This is a genomic window from Capsulimonas corticalis (assembly GCF_003574315.2).
Classification (GTDB): Bacteria; Armatimonadota; Armatimonadia; order Armatimonadales; family Capsulimonadaceae; genus Capsulimonas; species Capsulimonas corticalis.
On sequence record NZ_AP025739.1, the window covers coordinates 2133462 to 2154820 of the forward strand.

The 21359-nt window shown below is 62.0% G+C and carries 15 protein-coding genes; 10 read left to right on the forward strand and 5 right to left on the reverse strand.

Annotation, left to right across the window (positions count from 1 at the left end; all coding sequences use genetic code 11):
* Positions 1-117: 117 nt before the first annotated feature.
* The 3 genes from D5261_RS09125 to D5261_RS09135 all read right to left on the reverse strand — a co-directional run bounded on the left by D5261_RS09125 (position 118) and on the right by D5261_RS09135 (position 5233).
* A complete protein-coding gene (locus D5261_RS09125) occupies positions 118-417 on the reverse strand; it encodes a hypothetical protein (protein ID WP_301002456.1) in 300 nt (99 codons plus the stop codon).
* A gap of 41 nt (positions 418-458) precedes the next feature.
* On the reverse strand, positions 459-1262 hold the full coding sequence (locus D5261_RS09130) for a type II secretion system protein (protein ID WP_119324177.1): 804 nt from the start codon (positions 1260-1262) through the stop codon (positions 459-461).
* Positions 1263-1468: 206 nt separating this feature from the next.
* Entirely contained in the window at positions 1469-5233 is a 3765-nt protein-coding gene (locus D5261_RS09135; protein ID WP_119324176.1) for an alkaline phosphatase family protein, read from the reverse strand.
* A gap of 256 nt (positions 5234-5489) precedes the next feature.
* Here D5261_RS09135 and D5261_RS09140 point away from each other — a divergent pair, with 256 nt between their 5' ends.
* The 7 genes from D5261_RS09140 to D5261_RS09170 all read left to right on the forward strand — a co-directional run bounded on the left by D5261_RS09140 (position 5490) and on the right by D5261_RS09170 (position 14488).
* Complete coding sequence (locus tag D5261_RS09140; protein ID WP_119324175.1) at positions 5490-5741, forward strand: hypothetical protein; 252 nt, start codon at positions 5490-5492, stop codon at positions 5739-5741.
* Positions 5734-6471: a DUF72 domain-containing protein gene (locus D5261_RS09145; RefSeq protein WP_119324174.1), complete on the forward strand. Its 738-nt coding sequence runs from the start codon at positions 5734-5736 to the stop codon at positions 6469-6471. The genes D5261_RS09140 and D5261_RS09145 overlap by 8 nt, the downstream gene beginning before the upstream one ends.
* Positions 6472-6557: 86 nt before the next feature.
* On the forward strand, positions 6558-9134 hold the full coding sequence (locus D5261_RS09150) for an alkaline phosphatase family protein (protein WP_119324173.1): 2577 nt from the start codon (positions 6558-6560) through the stop codon (positions 9132-9134).
* A gap of 249 nt (positions 9135-9383) precedes the next feature.
* Positions 9384-10361: a DUF1559 family PulG-like putative transporter gene (locus D5261_RS09155; protein ID WP_119324172.1), complete on the forward strand. Its 978-nt coding sequence runs from the start codon at positions 9384-9386 to the stop codon at positions 10359-10361.
* A 22-nt stretch (positions 10362-10383) separates the two neighbouring features.
* Positions 10384-10662, forward strand: a complete 279-nt coding sequence (locus D5261_RS09160) for a hypothetical protein (RefSeq protein WP_119324171.1) — start codon at positions 10384-10386, stop codon at positions 10660-10662.
* Positions 10663-10935: 273 nt separating this feature from the next.
* The gene (locus D5261_RS09165) at positions 10936-11802 is read left to right on the forward strand and encodes a type II secretion system protein (protein WP_119324170.1); all 867 of its coding nucleotides are present in this window, start codon (positions 10936-10938) and stop codon (positions 11800-11802) included.
* An 88-nt stretch (positions 11803-11890) separates the two neighbouring features.
* Entirely contained in the window at positions 11891-14488 is a 2598-nt protein-coding gene (locus D5261_RS09170; RefSeq protein WP_165864561.1) for a bifunctional YncE family protein/alkaline phosphatase family protein, read from the forward strand.
* A 155-nt stretch (positions 14489-14643) separates the two neighbouring features.
* Here D5261_RS09170 and D5261_RS09175 read toward each other — a convergent pair whose 3' ends face one another.
* Positions 14644-15591: an aldo/keto reductase gene (locus D5261_RS09175; RefSeq protein ID WP_119324168.1), complete on the reverse strand. Its 948-nt coding sequence runs from the start codon at positions 15589-15591 to the stop codon at positions 14644-14646.
* Between the two features lie 139 nt (positions 15592-15730).
* Between D5261_RS09175 and D5261_RS09180 the strand changes: the two genes are divergently transcribed.
* Positions 15731-16198, forward strand: coding sequence for a FadR/GntR family transcriptional regulator (locus tag D5261_RS09180; protein ID WP_119324167.1), 468 nt, complete (start codon positions 15731-15733; stop codon positions 16196-16198).
* 320 nt (positions 16199-16518) lie between these two features.
* On the opposite strand, the gene D5261_RS09185 is transcribed toward D5261_RS09180, so the two are convergent.
* Positions 16519-17739 (reverse strand): MFS transporter, encoded by a 1221-nt coding sequence (locus D5261_RS09185; protein ID WP_119324166.1) that lies wholly within the window; start codon positions 17737-17739, stop codon positions 16519-16521.
* A gap of 253 nt (positions 17740-17992) precedes the next feature.
* Here D5261_RS09185 and D5261_RS09190 point away from each other — a divergent pair, with 253 nt between their 5' ends.
* Together D5261_RS09190 and D5261_RS09195 are read left to right on the forward strand one after the other, a co-directional pair.
* Positions 17993-18673, forward strand: a complete 681-nt coding sequence (locus D5261_RS09190) for a type II secretion system protein (RefSeq protein ID WP_119324165.1) — start codon at positions 17993-17995, stop codon at positions 18671-18673.
* A complete protein-coding gene (locus tag D5261_RS09195) occupies positions 18670-21249 on the forward strand; it encodes a family 16 glycosylhydrolase (protein WP_119324164.1) in 2580 nt (859 codons plus the stop codon). Before D5261_RS09190 ends, D5261_RS09195 begins: the two co-directional genes overlap by 4 nt.
* The last annotated feature ends 110 nt before the right edge of the window (positions 21250-21359 follow it).

Consider the following 21359-nt stretch of genomic DNA (forward strand, 5'->3'; position numbering starts at 1 on the left):
ATCAATATGGCTTTAGCCCCAGTGGGTAAATTTTTGTGTCTCGATATCGCCGGCATGCCACACGATGAAATTTCGCCGAACAAAAACCTAACCCTATGAATGGGACCCGGGGCCTTCTTACATCTTTCCGTGCATCGCGCGGCTCATCGCCGCGCTTTTGGGCAGGGATGAAAGACGGTGGACCGTCAGCGCGTCGCCGCCTTTATCGCGCATTCCGTGCGCTTTGGCGTAGGCGACGGAATAGAACTTCTTGTCTTTGGCGTCGTAAGCGACATCCCTGTCGCCGTGGGCCTGGAGATAGGCGCCAGCGGTAATGCGCGGCTCGGCGGGCTTGGGCGCAGGCGCCGCCGCGTGTGTGGCGCCTGCCCCGTAAAGCCCGAAGAGAAGTGCGGCGGTCATGGCGTTAGTGAGCTTCATCGTTTTTTTCATGGGGATCGCCATGCGTCTCGAACGCCTCTTTAATTGTAAACGAAGTGCGGCGCATTCGCGGGATCGCAGATATTCGGCTCGCCGGCCGCCGTGGAGACGCCGTTGTACGTCATTACGCCGACTACCGGGTAGTCGTGGATCAGGTTGCAGCCCGTAAGGTCCTTGCTTTCCTGGATATCGTCGGCGGTGAGCGCCTTCGCATGCCCGTCGAACATGACGCAGTTGATGCGTCCCTGGTGACGGTTGCCGGCCTTGAACATGTGCGTGCGGTCCGCGCCCGGGCCGTTATCGTAATCGAAGTCGCCGTTGAAGGGCTCGATCCAGCTGTCGGTCACCGCGCCGCCGGAGTTATGATCCCATTTGTCCATCAGAACGATAGTTTCCACCGGATCGGCCAGCTGCGCCAGCGTCAGCGCCTCGGCGGCGCGGCTCGCGATATAGGATCGCGGGATGACGAGGTTGCCGTTTACATCCGCGCCCATCGTCGGCTTGGGATCGCTCGGGCAGGTGAAGACGTTGTTGCTCTTGACATAGGGCATCAACACGTTCCACCAGCGCTCGGCGTTTTTGGCGGCGGGAGTGTTGGGAATGGCCTGACCGGTGCGCGAAGCCGTGGGGTCGATATTGGCGTAGAAGAAAAGACGCTCGTCATTGTCCTGCACGTACATCTGGACGCCCAGGCCAAGCTGCTTTGTGTTGGACAGACACGCGATGGCTCGCGCTTTTTCGCGCGCCTGCGCGAAGACCGGGAAAAGGATCGCGGCGAGGATCGAGATGATCGCGATCACGACGAGAAGCTCGATCAGTGTGAATCCGCTGCGTTGGTTCGCCATGGGAGGGAGTCCTTACTGTCAGATTTTCGATATTCTGAAACTTTAGATTTTCCGTGGAATGCCGGCGATGTTTTGAGATCGCCGCCGTGTCATTGTATCGCATCCCCTCGGGAAATCCGCCGTTCTCGGCGTCAAAGATTAAAATTTTCCAATGGGGGCCTTCTCCGCGCCTTTGGGGGATCGGCGCGGAGACGGCGGGGATGGGCTTAGTCGTCGGAGTCCTTGGGGGCAGGGCCGTTGACCAGCGTGAGGGCGGTTTGGTACAGTCGGGCCTGAAGCGCCTTATACGCGGCGCTGTGCAGGTGGTTCTTCTTGACGGCGGCGCTATGGACTTCGTCGGCCTTGACCGACATGCGGGCCAGCGCGCCGAGGCGGTGGCTATCGCGGTCCGGAGCGGAGGAGTCAAGCTTGGCGACCAGCGACCAGATCTTGCGGCCTTCGGGCGACGGCGTGTACTGGGCGGTGCGGGTCACCGGCACGGAAGACGCCGTGATTCCGTTATAGGTCGGCTGGAACAGATCGCGAAGGTCGGTCGCGAAGAGGTCGCCCAGGTTGTTCGGCGGAAGGCCCAGCAGCAGCTCCTCGGTCTTGACGACGGACGCCGTGACATAGTGCTTCTTGGCGAGGTAGCCGGGCTTGGCGAACGGGCTGACGACCACCAGCGGCGTGCGGTGCTGCTGGATGTGGTCCAGCGAGGACTGCGCGTCGTCGTAGGTGATGAAGATCGCGCTGCCGGTGTCCGTGCTCGGGTCGTAGTACGCGGGGCTCTTCATGATATGGTTCACGACCATGCCGAGGCCCGTGTCGCCGTCGCCGACCTGCTGGAGCGGGGAGGTTCCCACCGCGCCGGCGTTGGGCGCCTGGACGCCGCCGGTGTGGTCGTTGGGCTGGTAGAGATAGATGAACTGCGGCAGCGTGCCGTTCGCCAGCTGGCGGTCGAAGTCCTTGATGAACTCCTTCGCGCGGCGCTGATCCGAGATATTGAAGTTGTATCCCGGATAGTTCTTATCAAGACGCGCTTCTCCCGACGGGTTGCTCGTTCCCAGCACGCTCAGGATCGGCAGCGCCATGAAGTACGCCTGGCCCAGGCCCTGCGTCGTGCTCTCGGTGTCGCCCGCGTTGACCAGCGGCGAGGTGATGTGGAAGGCGTCCGCTTGCAGCTGCGGGTAGCCGGCAAGGCCGCTTGCGGGATCGTCGATGGTCGTCGGAACGCTCGTTCCGGTGTCCGTGCCGACGATCCGGATCAAGGCGCCGTAGTCCTTGAAAGAAACGCCGTTGCGCGCCGCGTTATTGAAGATGTATCCGCCTTCGGGATAATCTTCCGGCTCGAAGTTCTTGTTCACCAGGAGGCCGCGGCCGGACTTTACCAGCAGGGTCTTTTCGGTATAGTCGGTGGCGGTGCCCGACGCGGAGAACTGATGGCCGGCGTCGCTCTCCTCGGAGTCCGAGTAGTAGTTGACGGCCGTGGCGAACGTCGTCGCCAACTGCTGCGTGTTCAGCGAAACGCCTGTGTACTGACCGTTCACGAACGGGCTTCCGTCCGGGTTGTTGTAGGTCAGGCTGGCGTAGGGACCGAAGTGGCCGTTCTGGTTACCGAGCATGGAGTCAAACGTCTTGTTCTCATGCAGGATGAAGAACACGTGCTTGATCTTGTTCGACGCCGCGCCGCCCGCCGGGACGACGCTGGTGTCGGCCGGAGGATTGATCGCGTAGTTATACGACGGGACCTGTGTCTTATTCGGATGCGTCGCGGTCAAGTCCACCTTCTGCACTGTGCCGAAGATGTAGTTGCCGTCCGTGAAGGATTCAATCCCTGTCGGATTGTGTCCCGCGTTCACGGTGTTCGGGTTGATGTCCTCGCCGACGCCCTTGGCGTTGACGATATAGAGCGTTTTGCCGTCGGGGCTGACGCTCAGGCCCGTGGGATACCAGCCGGTAGGGATGCGGCCGATCAGTTTGGGCGCGGTCGGGACGGTGGTGTCGAGCACCGCGACGGAGTTGAGGCCGGCTTCGGCCACATATAGCCGGGTGTTGTCCGGAGAAACGGCCAGCGCGTTCGGGTAGGAGCCGTGGATTTTGTGGCCGTCGAGCAGCGTGACGCCGATCGGGGAGAGATCGAAGTCGGGCAGCTTGCGGTTGTTGCTGACCTGGATCAGGCCGAGGCTGTCGTCATTGGCCTTCGCCACATACAGCACTTCGACCGTTCCGCGCCGCACGGAGGCGAGCGCCGAGGGATGCGTGTCGCCGACCTGGTAAAGCTGGTCGAGCGGCGCGCCTTCGTAGATCGAGCCCAGCAGGCTGGCGCTCGCGCCGTTGGCGCCGGGAGCGGCCAGGATCGAGATCGAGGAGGTCTTCGGGTTCGAACCCGTCGTGCTGGTCACCGGGACATAGTAGCCGTCGGGCGCGTTGCCGGGGACCGGCGCGATCGACGTCAGGTTGCCCGCGCCGTCGTAGGCCGGGTTCTTGAACTTGTACTCGGTGGCGCCCCAGTTGGAGACCAGGATCTTGTTGCCTTCCTTGCTGACCGCAACGGCGTAGGGGAAGTATCCGACCGGGACCTGCTTGACGACCGTTTTGCTCGCCGTGTCGATGATCGCGACGCTGTTGTCGCCGTTACAGGCCACGTAGAGGAATTTGCCGTCGGGGCTCAGCGCGGATCCGGCGGGGAAGGTGATCTTCGCGCCGCTTTTGCTGTAGCCCGTGGGGGCCGAAGTCGTCGTGGCCGCCGCGCCGATGGGCGTGTAGTTGGAGACATATCCCGCGCTCTGCGGCGTGATCGGCGCGATGGCGATGGAGCCGACCGGTCCGGCGATCGCGCCGGCGCTGGAGACGGTGAACAGCTTGATGCTGTTGTCGCCGCCGCTGGAGGCCCAGATCGTGTACGTGCCCGACCCCGTCGCCTGGAGGCCGACGAAGAGCTTGCCGGCGGTGTTGATCTGGCTGACGACGCTCAGCGTCGCCGTATCGATCACCGAGATCGAGTAGCCGCCGCGGTTGATCGAGCTCTGCAGCGAGAACGAGCTGGCGCCGGAGCCGTCCCGCTCGTCGTCGTTGGTCGTGATCAGATATTTGCCGTCGGGCGTCAGGGCCGTTCCGAGCGGGTTCATGCCGATCTGCGCGCTGACGCCCGCCGGTCGGACGATCCGGCCGTTGGGCAGGACGCCGCTGAAGTACGAGCCGAACTGGTTTGGGCCGGTGAAGAGCTCGGCGCCGCTGTAGACGCCGCTCTGGGAGGAGCCATAAACGGGAGCGGTGACCGACGCCCAGTTGCCGGCGTCAATCGTCGCGGCCTTCACCGGGGGCTGCGGGACGCCGGCGGCGGCGACCACCGCAATCGCGACCACGGCGCCTTTGCGCGTGCGGCGAAAGAGAAAGCCCAGGAGCGCCAGGCCGGACGCCGCGAGCATGGCGACGAGGCCGGAGGGTTCCGGAACCGGGGTCGCCGTCAGGCCGAAGGTTCCCACGCCGTACTTTTCGCCCGTCTGCGCGTCGACGGCGTAGATGTTCGTGAAGACGTCGAAGAAGCTGTTGAACGATCCGGGCGTGAAGGACGCCGTGAAGGACGGGAATACATTCGCGCTGGAGAGGGGGCCGCCGAAGCTCTTCTCGATATCCAGGTTCGTCAGATCGAACGAACCGTTCAGCGTCGCCGAGGTGATCGCGCCATGACCCATGTCCGCGTACGAAAACGGATTGGTGTAAACCGAAAGGACGCCCGTGTCCAGTGTGTTTGTTTTGGAGTAGCTCGTCAGATCATAGAGGCTAAGGGTCTGCGTGGTCGAGTCCGCGAAAGTCTCGGTAAGATCCAGGTTCTGGAATGTGACGTCGCTGGCGACTGAGAACGTTGGGTCGCCGCCGGAAAGCGTGAAGTTCGTTACCTGATATTGTACATGGGGGTGCGCGGCGTTGGCGCCCGGCGCGCAGATAGCAATGCTTGCGAATAGAAATGCAGCCAGCGGGGCTCGTTTCATCGTGCGCTCCTTCGTGGAATATGGGAAAAAGCAAATGGCGAAAAATCTCGTCTTGCCGCAACATAGTACCCACCGATTTTGGCCGCAATGTTAAGTCAATGTTAAGTTTATATTAGAATTCATTAATAGTGGTCTTGTGCAGAATTGCAATTTTGTACTAATGTAAATATGTACATAATGAGAAGCAACGAGAGTAATTTTGCGTTTGTTTGCTTGTCGTGGTTTCCAATTCCTGAGTTCTGGATATAGATTTTCCATGAAAGACAACCAGGCGGAGGCGCTCGCGCAGTTTATCAAGGATCACGACAAGCGATACGAAGCGAAAGCGCATCGGGAGGACACGGATAGCTCTGTTGTCCTCACAGCCGTCGTCGATGGAGTTCCGCTGGAGCCCATCACGCGGATCGAGCAGTATCGAGTCCAGCAGATCGAAGAAAACGATCCCGGCCCGACCGTCCGCGCCGCCTGGGAAACCTGGTCCTCATCCGAGGCGGCGCGCGATGAGTGACGCCAGTGCGCCGCCCATGCGGATCGGCTGCGCCGGCTGGAGTATTCCGAAGGGGTGCGCCGCCGCGTTTCCGGCTGAAGGCAGTCATTTGGAGCGTTACGCCGCGCGCCTGCGCGCGGTCGAGATCAACTCTTCCTTCTATCGCCTGCACCGGCCCGCGACTTACGAGCGCTGGGCGGCGTCCGTTCCCGATGGTTTCCAATTCTCCGTCAAAATCCCGCGCGAGATCACGCATACGCGAAAGCTGACGGAGTTTGCCGAGCCCATGGACCAATTTCTGAGCGAATGCGGACATTTGGGAGATAAGCTTGGCCCGCTGCTCGTCCAGCTGCCCCCAAGCCTCGCATTCGATCCAGAGATCGCCGCCGCCTTTTTCGACGCGCTGCGCGCGCGGCATTCCGGCGGGATCGCCTGCGAGCCGCGCCACGCCAGCTGGTTCACGCCGGAAGCTGAGGCGCTGCTCGTCGGATGCCAAGCAGCCCGCGTCGCCGCCGACCCCGCCGTCTGTTCCGAAGCCGCGCGGCCCGGCGGCTGGCCTGGGCTGACCTACTTTCGCCTCCATGGCTCGCCCCGCATCTACTACTCCGACTATTCCCCCGAGTATCTGGAGACGCTCGCGGCGGCGCTGGCGCCCGGCTCCTGGTGCGTCTTCGACAACACCGCCGCCGGAGCGGCGATGGGCGATGCGCTGGCGCTCTCCACGGGGATCGGCGCCTGCATCGGCGCTTAACGCCTTCTTAACCTATCTTGGGTAAACTTGCGGCGGTTCGCGCACTTTTGCGCGCCGTGGTATCTGTCCAAGGAAATCATCGAACGATGCGAATGCAATGGATCGCGGCGGCTGCCTTAATCGCCGCCACGGCGGCCGTGATGGCGGCGCCGAAGACGCCCGCTCCCACACCCGCCAATCTCCCACTGGTCACCGGTAAGACGCTGACGCCGGAAGGCGCGCAGACCAATGTCGGCAGCTTTCCCGCGAACCTCGCGCTGTCGCCGGACGGAAAGTATATTCTGGTCACGACCGCCGGCATGCGCGAGTATCTGTCCGTGCTGCGCGTCGCCGACGGCCGGCTAATCAGCCGCCTCGACTTCAACAAACACAGCACGGTAGTGGATAACAAGCAGGCGCTTTACTACGGCCTCGTTTGCGGCAAAACCGAGAACGGCGTGACGACGGTGTACGCCTCGCGCGGCGGCGAGGGCATGGTGAGCGTCCTGTCGCTGGACGCCGAGGGCGCGCTGACGGATACCGGCAAAACGCTGACGCTGACGCCGGAGCCGGGCGGCGATCTCGCTTACACGGCGGGCCTCGCCGTGAGTGGGGACGGCGCGCATCTCTACGCCGCCGACAACAGCGGGGTTCCCAAGGCCGGCATGCGCGGATCCCTGCGAATCTTCGACACCGCGTCCGTGAGGGAAACGGCAAATGTGGATCTGCCCGGCTACCCCTACGCCGTCGCCGCCGTGACGGCGGGCGCGGAGGCTGGCCATAAAGTCTATGTCACCAGCGAACAGCGCGCCAATGTCTCGGTCGTGGACCCTGTCGCCGGAAAGTCCGTGCGTGAGATCGCGACGGGAACCCAGCCCATCGGCTTGCTGCTGGACAAGGCGCAGGCGCGCCTGTTCGTGGCGAACGCCGGCGGCGACACGGTGAGCATTATCGACACCCGCACGGACAAGGTGACCCGAACCGTCTTGATGCGTCCCGACAACATGCGCGGCCTGCCCGGCTCGACGCCGACGGGCCTGGCGCTCTCTCCCGATGAGAAGACGCTGTATGTGACGCTCGGAGACATGAACGCGGTCGCCGTCGTGAACCTGCCCGACGCCAAGCTCATAGGATATCTGCCCGCCGGCTGGTATCCCACGGGGGCAGTCGTCTCGCCCGACGGACAGCGTCTCTTTATCGCCAACGCCAAGGGGGTGGCTGCGCGTAACCCCAACGATACGCCCAGCCGCACTCTGACCGAGCGGCCACAGTATATCCAGAACATTATCGAGGGCACGGTCACGACGATCGATCTGGCGGCGCTTCCGACGCTGAAGACGCTGACGGCGAGAGTGCTGGCGAACAATCAGGGGGTTCTTGGAAGGAAACCAAAGTTTCAGAACCCGGGCGTCAAACACGTTTTTTATATCATCAAAGAAAATCGGACCTACGATCAGGTGCTCGGCGATCTGCCGCAGGGCGACGGGGATCCGTCTCTGGTCCTCTATGGCCGCGACATCACCCCGAATCTGCACGCGCTGGCCGAGCGGTTTGTGCTGCTCGACAACTTTTACTGCTGCGCCGAAGTCTCCGGGGACGGCTGGAACTGGTCCACCGGCGCGATGGCGTCGGAGTTCAACGCGCGCAACGTCGCGCACAACTATGGAGGGCGTCGTCGTCCGTACGATTTTGAAGGCAGCAACAACGGAATCGCCGTGGATCGTCTGGATATCCCCGACGCCAATCGTCCGCCCGGGGGCTACCTCTGGGATCTGTGCGCCGCCCACGGTGTCTCGTTCCGCGATTACGGCTTCTTTATGGACGATTTCGACGTTCCGCGCAAAACGCCGGAGCGTGGGACCGAAGGGCTGGAGAACAGTCCGACCATGAAGACGCTGCTTGGCAAAACCTGCGCCGAGTTTCGTGAGTTCGACACCAACTACGCCGATAGCGACGCCTGGATCGACGCCAAGTTCGCTCCCGCGCCCCGTCAGCTCAAGACCTATGGCAAGTACGACGCCCCTTCTCGTGTGTCCGCCTGGAAGCGCGAGTTCGCCGAGTACGTGAAAACCGGCGCCTTGCCGCGCTTTACGATGCTGCGCCTCGGACGCGATCACACCGCGGGCACCTGGGATGGGTGCTCGACGCCGAACGCCATGGTCGCGGACAACGACTACGCTGTCGGTCAGGTCGTCGATATTATCAGCCACAGCCCCTACTGGAAATCGTCCGTCATCGTTGTGGTGGAGGACGACGCCCAGCACGGCTACGACCATGTGGACGCGCACCGGTCCACCGCCTACGTGATCAGCCCGTTCATCGAAAAGGCGACCCACGACAGCCATTTCTACAACACCGACAGCGCCCTGCGCACGATCGAACAACTGCTCGGCCTGCCGCCGATGACCCAGTACGACGCCATCGCCCCGCCCATCGACGTCTTCCAAAAAAACGCGGTCAACGCCGAACCCTACCGCGCGGTGCTTCCCGCCCGCAGCATCCTGGCGGCGGTAAACACCAAGGAAGCCTATCGCGCCGCCGACAGCGCCCGCCTGCTCAATACGCTTCGGGAAGAATCCGGACCCGACGAAGAACTCAACGACATCCTCTGGCGCTCAGCCAAGGGAACGCCGCCCCCGCCAAGGCGATATTCGCTCTCACTGGCGCGGGTGGGGGACGATTAAATCGGCATGGAACGTTGTGCGGACGACGGCCGTCGTCCGCACGCCCCTCTCCATATTGAATTCCTCTGGCTCCATCTCTGGACGATCCTCCGCTCTTGAAGAACCAAACCTTGACAAGAATTTAACATTTTCATAACACTCATCTAATTTTCTCTTAACAATCCGGCGGTAAACTCCTGATCGTTTGCACAATCGTATGCGCCGCCGCCGGATTCGGAACCGGCGCTTATTATCGACAGGAAACTCAACATGGAACAACTTCCCAGCGCGCGTTCTTCGCGCGCCGCCGCCGGTTTTACTCTGATTGAACTGCTCGTCGTCATCGCCATTATAGCGATTCTCGCAGCAATACTCTTTCCGGTCTTCGCCAAAGCGCGTGAGAAGGCGCGTCAGACCTCCTGCGCCAGCAACGAGAAGCAGATCGCGCTGGCCAACCTTCAATATATCGGCGATTACGACGATCGTGAACCGATGGTCGACTATTTTGTCTATCCCGCCGGTGGAACAAAACAACTGATCACCTGGACAATCGCTCTCCAGCCTTATACCAAATCCTGGTCGGTGTTCCGCTGCCCCAGCGACTCGAGTGCCCTCGCCACCAAGTTCACCCGGTTCCAGGGCGACACGATCTCCTTCTCGGATCCCAATTACCTTCAGGCCGTCAACTCCAGCTACGCGATCAACGCGGATTATATGAATCCCGAGCCCGGCTGCGACCAGACAACGAAAACCGCCTACAGCGATCCGCCGAGTGAGGCGGGCGAAGGACATCAGGGCATTCCGGTCCAGCAGAGCCAGATGGAGGCGCCTTCGGAGACGGTCTTTGCCGTCGACGCCAAGCCGCTGTTCTACGACGCCAGCACCGCGTGGATGTATCGATATTGGACCGGCGCTCCGGCGACCTGGAACGCTCCGATCGCATGCACCTCCTGGAGCTGGGGCAGCCATCAAGGCTGGGATCAGGCCGCGACCGCCGGGTCCGGCGGTCCGGGCTCCTTCGGCGTGTCCGGCGACGAGCCCGGCAACACCAATACGGACCGCGTCTCCGTGCGCCACACCGGCGGTACGAACGTCATGTTCTGCGATGGCCATGTCAAGTGGCTGACGCCGGGCAATCTGGCGGCAGGCACCAACTGGAATACGGGCGCGGATCGGGGGAGCATTTTCATCCTCGATTTCAGCAAGTATCTCTGGTCGCTGAAAAAGTCCGGCGATACCGATATGTAGTCCTGAGGGAGAAGTGAGAGAAATGGCGAATCCCGCAGCCGCGCACGCGAAAAAGAAGATCCCCGTGAACACATGGCTGATCGCCGGACTGGGCGTCCTAATCGTCATCGCGATCGTATTCGCGATTTCGAACAAGAGAGAGTCCGTGGACCCGACGCTCACGGCCGCACCGCCGATTGTCGCGACGCCGGGGCATCCAATCGTTCTGCATACGAAATCTCCGGAAGCCATGGCGAAGCAGATGCAGCAGGCGGGGATCGCGCCTCCCGCAGACGCGTCTGGACAGCCGTCGGCGAAGTAGTAAAGCCGCAGTCACGCAGAACCATCAAGAAATATTGCGGTCGATGCAAAGTGCAGGCGCTTTGCGTTGATTGTGAATCTCCAGACGGCGAGGGGCCTTGCCCCTCGCCGTCCATTCATGAAAATTTTCTAAGATTTAATCTTCCCATAACCTTCGCTTAACCTTCACTTAATCGATGGCTGGTAAACTCCTAGTCGCTTGAGCAAACGCTTAGGCATTCTTCTACGCCACATTACGCCATCTTATATTCATATCGTTACATAGGAAATACCAATGCAAATCTCTCGCTCTAAACACACGTCCGGTTTTACGTTGATAGAATTACTCGTCGTCATCGCAATAATCGCGATTCTTGCCGCCATTCTGTTCCCGGTCTTTGCCCAGGCGCGCGAAAAGGCTCGCCAAGCGGCGTGTCTGAGCAACATGCGTCAGATTGGCACCGGAATGCTCATGTATACGCAGGACTACGATGAGGCCATCGTGCCGTCGTCGAACTCTGCTTCGTGGCCGACGATGATTTATTCCTATATTAAAAACGCCCAGGTATTCGTGTGCCCAAGCGCCAACGACACGCTGACTGGCGGCGATACGAAGTATGTGCCCGGCACAAACAAGTTTACCGGCGTTGCGGTGACTGTCGGAACGACCGCCGGCGATGGAAGCCCGACGTCGATTTCTCTCGTCCCGCGATTGTCTTACGCTCGAAACTTGATCCCCACTACGAACGGTACGCCGGATCCGTGGCATAACATTATTGCGCTTCGCCCATGCAGCAACGGCAAAACCTATCCTGGATTTGTCGACTATGTCAGCAATTTGAAATCTGGATGGGTGGGAAAAGGAACGACGTTTACCCGCACGATGGCGGACATCGCGGATCCTGCTGGCACGATCCACATTGTGGACGGAATGGTTTCCCCGCTAGCGCTATCTCCGACGACCTTCAATCAGGGACCCTCGATGCGCGGCTTGCAGTACGATAACCGCACGGACATGTTCAATGATGCGACGTACTCCAAAGTCGCCTATCGTCACACCGGCGGTTTCGTCGTACTTTACGGCGATGGTCACTCGGGATACAAGAAGTGGGGAACGACCACACCTTGTATGTGGACGATCCAGGACGATCAGTGTAATTAAACGGCGCGATCTTGGGCGAATGGCCGGCGAGAATGTTCTCGCCGGCCACGTTGTTTTCGGAAATACCCGGCAAGGAATCGATCGAACGATGCGAATGAAATATCTCCCGGCGGCGGCGCTCGCGGCCGTGGGCGCCGCCGCGATGGCGGCGGCTCCGAATACCCCCGTTATCTCCTCGGAAACCAACCCTCCGCTGGTCACCGGCAAGCAGATCACTCCCGAAGGCAAGCAGACGAATGTCGGGAGCTTCCCCTCGAACCTCGCGCTTTCACCCGATGGCAAGTATATCCTCGTCACCAACTCCGGTTACCGCGAATATCTTTCGGTGCTGCGCGTGAGCGATGGCGCAATGGTGAGCCAGCTCGATTTCAACGGCCCCAGTACGGTCATTAAGAAGAAAAAACAGGCGCTTTACTACGGCCTCGCCTGCGGCAAAACCGAGAACGGCGTGACGACGGTGTACGCCTCGCGCGGCGGCGAAGGCATCGTAGGGATTTACTCGCTGGACGGAGACGGGAAACTGACGGACACCGGCAAGACGCTGACGCTGGCGCCGGAGGCAAACGGCGCGCTCGCCCATGTCGCGGGCCTGGCGGTGAGCGGCGACGGCGCCGCGATTTACGCCGCCGACAACAGCGTGGACCCCAAACACGATCTGCGGGGATCCCTGCGGATTTTTGACACGGCGAGCGGAGCCGAGAAGGCAAATGTGGATCTGCCCGGCTACCCCTACGCCGTCGCCGCCGTGACGGCGGGCGCGGAGGCCGGCCATAAAGTCTATGTCACCAGCGAGCAGCGGGCCAATGTCTCGGTCGTGGACCCCATCGCTGGAAAGTCCGTGCGTGAGATCGCGACGGGAACACAGCCCATCGGCTTGCTGTTGGACAAGGCGCAGGCGCGCCTGTTCGTGGCGAACGCCGGCGGCGACACGGTGAGCGTCATCGACACCCGCACGGACAAGGTGACCCGGACCGTCTTGATGCGTCCCGACAATATGCGCGGCCTGCCCGGCTCGACGCCGACGGGCCTGGCGCTCTCTCCCGATGAGAAGACGCTGTATGTGACGCTTGGAGACATGAATGCGGTCGCCGTCGTGAACCTGCCCGACGCCAAGCTCGCCGGATATCTGCCCGCCGGCTGGTATCCCACGGGGGCAGTCGTCTCGCCCGACGGACAGCGTCTCTTTATCGCGAACGCCAAGGGGGTGGCTGCGCGTAACCCCAACGATACGCCCAGCCGCACTCTGACCGAGCGGCCACAGTATATCCAGAATATCATTGAGGGAACGGTGACGACCGTGGACCTGAGCAGCCTGCCGCCGCTGAAAGAGACAACGGCGCGCGTCCTCGCGAACAACCAGGGCGCCATGAGGAAAAGGGCGAAGTTCCACAACCCCGGCGTCAAGCATGTGTTCTATCTGATCAAGGAAAATCGGACCTACGATCAGGTGCTCGGCGATCTGCCGCAGGGCGACGGCGATCCGTCGATCGTCCTGTTCGGGCGCGACGTCACCCCGAATCTGCACGCGCTGGCCGAGCGGTTTGTGCTGCTCGACAACTTCTACTGCTGCGCCGAGGTCTCCGGGGACGGCTGGAACTGGTCCACCGGCGCGATGGCGTCGGAGTACACCGCGCGCAATGTTCCGCACAACTACTCCAGCCGGCAGCGCCCTTACGACTTTGAGGGAACCAACAACGGTGTCGCCGTGGACCGCATCGACGCCCCTGACGCCGCCCGTCCGCCCGGCGGCTACCTCTGGGACCTTTGCGCCGGCCACAGGGTGTCGTTCCGCAACTACGGCTTCTTCACCGACGACCTGGAGATTCCGCGCAAGACGGCGGAGCAGGGGACCGAGGGGCTGGAGAACAGTCCGACCAAAAAGACGCTTCTCGGCAAGAGCTGCGCCGAGTTCCGGCAGTTCGATACGTCCTACGCCGACAGCGAAGCGTGGCTGAACGCCAAGATCGATCCCGCGCCCAAGCAGATGGTGAGCTATGGAAAATACAAAGATCCGTCCCGCGTGACCGCCTGGAAACGGGAGTTCGTTGAGTACGTCAAGAACGGAAATCTGCCCAGCTTCTCCATGATCCGCGTGATGCGCGACCACACGGCGGGCACCTCGGCCGGATCCTCCTCCGCGCGCGCCATGGTGGCGGACAACGACTACGCCGTCGGCCAGATCGTGGACACGATCAGCCACAGTCCTTATTGGAAATCATCGGCGATCGTGATTGTCGAAGACGACGCGCAGAACGGCTATGACCATGTGGACGCGCACCGTTCCACCGCCTACGTGATCAGCCCGTTCATCGAAAAGGCGACCCACGACAGCCATTTCTACAACACCGACAGCGCCCTGCGCACGATCGAGCTGCTGCTCGGCCTGCCGCCGATGACCCAGTACGACGCCATCGCCCCGCCCATCGATATCTTCCAAAAAAACGCGGTCAACGCCGATCCCTACGACGCCCTTCTGCCGTCGAAAGAGATCCTCGCCGAAGTGAACACCAAAAAGGCGTATCGCGCCCAGGACAGCTCCCGCCTGCTCAACCCACGCCGGGAAGAATCCGCGCCCGACGAGCAGCTCAACGACATCCTCTGGCGATCCATCAAGGGAACCACGCCGCCCGCGCGGCGCTACGCGCTGTCAGTGGCGCAGGTGAAGGAGAAGGACGGGGATGATTAGAGGAGGGGGCCCTCACCCCCCGGCCCCCTCTCCCAATTCTGGGAGAGGGGGAGTCAGAGGGAGTTTTGTTTGGATCAAAGATCCAAAAATCTTACTCTTAATCCTCTCCCCGAATGAAGAGAGTTGGCGAAGGGCCGGGTGAGGGCCGCGTTCGCCTACCCGCTCGCCGCGTCCAGGCGCACGATGTCCGCCGTGTCCAGCACCAGTTTGGTCGACTCGATCAAATCGGTCAATTGATCTAAACTGGTGGCGCTGGCGATGGGGGCGGTGACGCTGGGCCGGGCGATCAGCCAGGCGATGGCGACGCGGGCGGGCGTGGAGCCGTGCTTGGCGGAGATTTCGTCCAGCGCCTTTAAGATGGCGAAGCCGCGGTCGTTGAGATACTTCTTGTTGCCCTGGCCGCGCTTGCTCTTGGTCAGGTCTTCTTCAGAACGGTACTTGCCGGTCAAAAAGCCGCTCGCCAATGCGAAGTAGTTGATCACGCCGATATTGTGCTTGAGGACCAGCGGCTCCAGCTCCGCCTCGAAGCCGGCGCGCTCGTAGAGATTGTATTCGGGCTGAAGCGTCTCATAACGCGGAAGGCCGTGTTTCTCGCTGACCTCCAGCGCCTCGGCGAGGCGGGCCGCCGAGTAGTTGGATGCGCCGATGGCGCGCACCTTGCCCTGCTGGATCAGCGTGGCGTAGGCGGACAGCGTCTCCTCCAGAGGCGTCTCCGCATCGTCCCGGTGCGACTGATACAGGTCGATATAATCCGTCTGGAGCCGCGTCAGCGAGTCCTCGACCGCCCGGAAGATATATTCTTTCGAAAGTCCTTTTTTGTCTGGAGCCAGCTCCATCCCGACCTTGGTCGCGATCACGACCTTGTCCCGGTTGCCCCGGCTCTTGACCCAGTTGCCGACGATCGATTCCGATTCCCCGCCCTTGTTGCCGGGCGCCCACGCCGAATAGACGTCCGCCGTATCGATCAAGTTGAATCCAGCCGCCGTAAAGCCGTCCAGCAATTCAAACGAACGCGCTTCGTCGATCGTCCATCCAAACACATTGCCGCCGAACGCCAGCGGCGCGACTTCGATGCCGGAATTTCCCAGTGTGCGATTTGCCATAGTGTCACCTTCTGCTGTGATTTTCGTCGCTCTGCGATGAGAGTATGCCCAATTTTCGAACTCGGCCATCCGCTGAATCGTTCCCCAAACTGTCCTGGCGACTTTCGCGCAATTTCATTCGACAGCTTCATGAGAAGACATGGTATATAACGTTATGGACACAGGAAACTTCGCGGCGCGTTTTCCGAACGCCGATTTGCGTGAGCTGATGGAAGTGCGGCGCGGCCTGGAGCTGGAGGCCGTGCGGCTGGCGGCGCTGCGTCGCACGGACGAGGAGCTTGAACAACTGACCCAGCTGCTCGCGCAGCAGCGTCAGGCCGCTCAGGAGGGCGAAAGCTGGCGCTTCCTGGAAGCCGACATCGCCTTCCACCTCGGCGTGGCCGCCGCCGCGCACAACCCGATCTTACTGGCGCTCTACGAAGACTTCGAAACGCCACTGCGCAGCCTCGTTGTCGCCAATATGGAAAAGTACCCGCTGGCGACTCATTGCGACATCCACGAAGAGCTATTGAACGCGATCCAGTCCCAGGACACAGCGCTCGCGGCGCAAGTCGCGGAGCGGTTTTTGACGACGCTGGAGGAGCAGTTGGAGACGCCTCATGGCTAAATGTTGTGGACGCTGCGAATAGATAAATCGGCCAAAAGGCCGGTGGTTAATGAGTGTTGCCGATTTGGTGACGCAATCCCTACGGAAGAGGCTGGCGGTTAAAACCGCGCCTCCGAGAGCGCAAAAGCCCGCCTGCGCGGACTACATTCTCCTTAACGATACCGCCGAATGTGAACGTCTTATTAGGCGGTATCGTGGCTGAATATGTAACCCACGCAGGTGGGTTTCTGCGCTCTCGGAGGCGCGGTTTTAACTGCCGGCGCATCACTTTGCCGTCATTGTTATGAGCGACTACGACCAGTCGATAGCTATCTCATTACTCAAACCCGCCCCAGCTTCTCCTCCACCGCCTCCATCTCCTCTTCCTCTCCGCTCACCCGCCCGGACGGCGGCGGTCCTGTCGGCAGCCAGCGCATGGCGAGGAGGGAGACGGCGGCGATGGCGACGCCGATCCAGAAGGGGAGCTGGTAGTTGTGGAAGCGCTGCCAGAGCCACGCGCCGCCGATGGGGACGGTGACGGCGGCGACGTGGTTCATGGTCAGGCCCATGGCGACGCAGGGTGTGAGCTCGCCCTTGCGGACGATCCGGTTCAGATAGGTGGTGAAGCCGACGCCGAAGGTGAACAGGATGTTGTCGAGCAAAAAGAGCGCGTACAGAGCGCCGACGGTTTTCGTGGTGGCGTAGCCGAGGAAGACGACGATCAGGCCGATGCTGTAGAAGGTCAGCGGGCCGCGTTCGCCTTTGCGATCGACAAGTTTACCGATGTAGGGCGCGGTCACGGCGATCAGGATCGAATTGATCAACTGGAGCGCCAGCATGTGCGCGAGCGGCACATGGTAGACTAGGATCAGGGCGAACGAGGCGAAGATGGAGAAGATCTGCCGCCGGCACCCTTCGAGAAAGGTCAGCAGGTAGAACAGTCCATATTCGCGGCGCAGGATCAGGCGCGCCCGGGAGCCTTCCGAAGCCGAGTGGTGGCCAAGCATCATGCAGAGGACGCCGCCGGCGAAGATCGCCGCGCCCGCCAGATAGAAGAAGGTGTTGTAGGGAACGGCTTCGAAGAGCTGCTTGATCAGCCAGGCGATCCCAAGCCCCGCCAGAGTCGCCACCGAGCCGACCGCCGCCATACGGCCCAGATGCCGCCCGCCCTCCTGGCCCTTCGCGAGCGTCAAGGTGATCGCCGAGGACATTGAGGCGTAGAGGTGGAAGCCGATCGACCAGAAGACCGTGATCGCGACCAGCGGCGCGAAGCTGTGCATATGCCCGGTCGCGCCGATACCGATTCCGGTGATCAAAAGCCCAAGACCGGCGACGCGCGATTCCGCGAGCGCGATCAGCGTTCCCGCCATAATCGCTGTCAAGAAGCCAGGGATCTCGCGCATGGACTCCAGGCTGCCCAGCTGAAGCGGCCCCGCGTGGAGCTCATCGCGCAGGAAGTTTTGGAAGACGCCGCTATAAACAGCGAAGCCGAAGGAAAACAAAAACGTCAGGGCGGTAAACAAGTTCCAATCGCGGCGCAGTGCGCGAGCGTCATCGCTCATAAAAGACAAACTCCCGGACCGTCGATGCCGCCGGCGCGAGCTCTTTTGCCCCGGCGTCGTTCAAGGTCAATAGCGGGATTATACCCGGCGCCCGACCGGCGCGGCTGTTCGGGGACACGGCATGGGTTCCGGGAAGGACGAAACGAAAAAATTTTTGCAACGTTCTATGTAACACTATTGTCATATTGTATAACGCGAGTGCGGCGCGGGCTTTACGGCGGAATATTTGTCAAACCGGACGAGGGGGATACTTATGAGGCGTATCGGCGGATTTACCTTGATCGAGCTGCTTGTCGTCATCGCGGTTATCTCGATTATCGCCGCGCTCTTGTTTCCCGTCTTCGCCAAAGTGCGGGAAAAGGCGCGCCAGACCACCTGCGCCTCGAACCAGCGGCAGATCGCGCTGGCGACGCTGCAATACCTTCAGGACAACGACGATATCCTGCCTGGCGCTTCTGACGGAGCCGCCGGCGTGAATGTCACGGGCGGATGGATGTTCTACACCTCCTTCGCCATCACGCCCGGCGCGGTTTCCCAGATGGACCCCACGCGCGGCAGCCTCTACCCCTACATCCACAGCGCCGACGTGTTTCTTTGTCCCAGCGACTCGATCCGTAAAAGCCCGGGCAACTCTTATGCGATCAACTCCTGTGTTGAGGATCCGGTCGTCGTGAATGGGTTCCGGCCCGGCCGGGCGCTGGCGGTGTTTGACGCGCCTTCGTCGCTGATGCTCTTCAGCGAGGAGACCACGGTGACCGCGAGCACGACGAACGACGCGTTTATGAACCTGAGCTTCGCCGACGCCTTTGCGGGACGCCATCAGGGAGGCTGCTGCATCACGTTTTTGGACGGGCACGTCCACTGGCTCCCGATTTCCACGGTTCATACACGCGGCGTCCAGACCGGCGTTCCGGGAGATCTGGCCTGCCCATGAAGACGCTCCGCGCGTTCTTAATCGTCTTGATCTTGACCTTGCTGTCGGCGTCGTTTTCGACGCGGGCCCAGGCGCGCCATCGCGCCCAGAAGTCTTCGGCGCCGCGCTGGGTGATGACCTTCGACGATGAGTTCAGCGCCCCTTCCCTGGACACGTCGAAATGGACGACCAGCCGCGGCCCAATGAATATCCACGAGCAGCCTGTTCAGAGCTTCCGGCCCGAGGACGTCCGGCTGGAGAAGGGCGCCCTGTCGATTCTCAGCGAGCGCCGCGAGGCCGATGGCTGTGAGTTTACGTCCGGCGAGATCAGCACGCTCAACAAATTCGCCCAGCGTTATGGACGCATCGTTTTCCGGTGCCGGTTCTCCGCGCTTCCGGGAATCTGGTCGGCGATCTATTTGCTGCCGGCCTCGGGCGATTGGCCGCCGGAAATCGACCTCACCGAGTACCGGGGATCCGTCCCGGACACCATCTGCATCACCAACCATTGGCGCGACGAAAACGGCCACCAGATGGAGCACATGGATTATGTGAATCCGGCGGTGGACTGGACCCAGTGGCACACCTACGAAGTCGTCTGGGAGCCGGGATTTGTCCGGTGGTCAATCGACGGTCATGTCCGGGCGAAGTCCGTGCAGGGAGTCTCCTCGGTTCCCATGTATCTGCGCATCAACACCGCGATCGGCGGCGTCTTCGCCGGCGAGCCTGCGGAAAACGGCTGGCCGAAGACGTTCGACATCGACTATATTCACGTCTATCGCCGCTCGGATCAGCCCGCGCCGATCCTTGGCGTCACATATGTTCCGCCGGCGCCGGCGCCAAATTTGAACGGCGCGGCGGCCGGCGTCTCCGGCGGGGGCGACGCGCCGGCGTGGAGCTTCGGGGACGCCGTGCTGGTCGCGGCGTTACTGGCGCTATGGAGCGCGGCGGCGTTCGCGCGAACGGACCGGCGACGGATGACAATGGCGCTCGGCGTCCTCGTCGGCGCCTCGGCCCCGTGGTATCTTCTGTGGCGAATCTCTTTCATCAATGGGAGCTTCTGGTGGATCGCGCTGCCCCTGTTCGCCGCCGAGCTGTTCGGTGCGGCGCAGATCCTCGGGTTCCATTACACGATCTGGCCGCGTCCCGAGCCGGCGGCCGCGCCGGGCGACGCGCGCCCGCGCCCGATCTTCATTCTGATCCCGACGGTCGATGAAGGGCGCGGGGTCGTGGAGCCCACGGCGCTGGGCGCGCTGGCGGCGCGCGAGGCTTACCAAAAGGCGCACCCACAAGCCGAGGTCACCATCGCGCTCTGCAACGACGGCTATGTTGCGGGCAGTCCCGATTGGCGCGACATGGAGCATCTTGCCGACGAACTGGGGATCCTCTGCGTGACCCGGCGGGAAGGCGGCGGCGCCAAGGCGGGGAACCTCGAATACGCGCGCCAGTTCCTCGGGGCGACCGGGGAGGCGCTGATCGTCATTTTCGACGCCGACATGGCCGCGCGCCCCGAATTTCTTCTTCGCACGATACCGCCCTTCGGGGATTCCCGGATCGGCTGGGTGCAGACGGGGCAGTACTATCGAAACCTCGAAAGCCCGGTGGCGCGCTGGGCGCAGGACCAGCAGATGGTCTTTTTTGAGACGATCTGTCCGGGCAAATCCCGCCTCAACTCCGCGTTCATCTGCGGCACCAACGTGGTGATCCGCGCGTCGGCGCTGGATGAGATCGGTGGGCTGCCGCAGGAGTCGCTGACCGAGGACTTCGCCGCCTCAATCCTGCTGCACGCCCGCTGGCGCTCGGTCTATCTCCCCGAGATCCTGGCGGAGGGACTGGGGCCGGAAGATCTGTCTTCCTATTTCAGCCAGCAGCGGCGCTGGGCGGCGGGAACGCTGGGCGTCCTGCGGCGCGAATGGCGGCGCATCGTCCTTCCCGCGAGCGACGGTTTGACTGGCCCGCAGCGCGCGCAATACGCGCTGAGCGGCACGCACTATCTCTGCGGACTGAGCCAGCTGATCTTTTTCGCTGCTCCGCTGCTTTACCTTCTGGCCGGCGTCCAGGCAATGAACTCCGTCAGCCTGCTGGAGTTTTTGCGGCATTTCGCTCCCTACTGGGCGGTGACGCAGATCGCGCACTGGTATGCCTGCGGGCGGCGATGGCGCTGGCGGGGAGCGATCCTGGGCTTCGCCGCCGCCCCGGTGCTCGCCGCCGCATTCGTCTCCGTGCTGCTGCGTCGCCCGGGCCGGTTTGTCGTCACCGCAAAGGCGCGCCGGTCGGGCCGCGCCGGGCGCAGCCTGAGGCCGCACTTCTGGGGTCTCGCGGTGAGCGTGCTCGCCCTCATCGTCGCCGCCGGCGACCCCGAACGCAGCGCCCTGGGCGCCGTCAGCGTCTTCTGGACGCTTTACAGCGCCGCTGTGCTCTGCTGCATCATCTGGCTCGCCGTGGAGGCCCGCGCGCAGGCGTCGGAAAGCGCCAAAGCCACGCGCGCGCTTCTGGAGCGCCCCGCGCTGCCCGCCGACTGGAGCCTCGGCGAATACGTCTACCGCCGCCGCCAGGCGCGTGAGGATGAGCGCTCCGACGAAACCCTGCGCCCTTGAGATTGCCCCTCGAATTTCCTTTCACCCTGCCCACCAGTAAATGTTTCTTGACACATGTAATCTACCATGGTAAACTGTTCTTGCAATCTACCACGGTAGATTACAAGGGA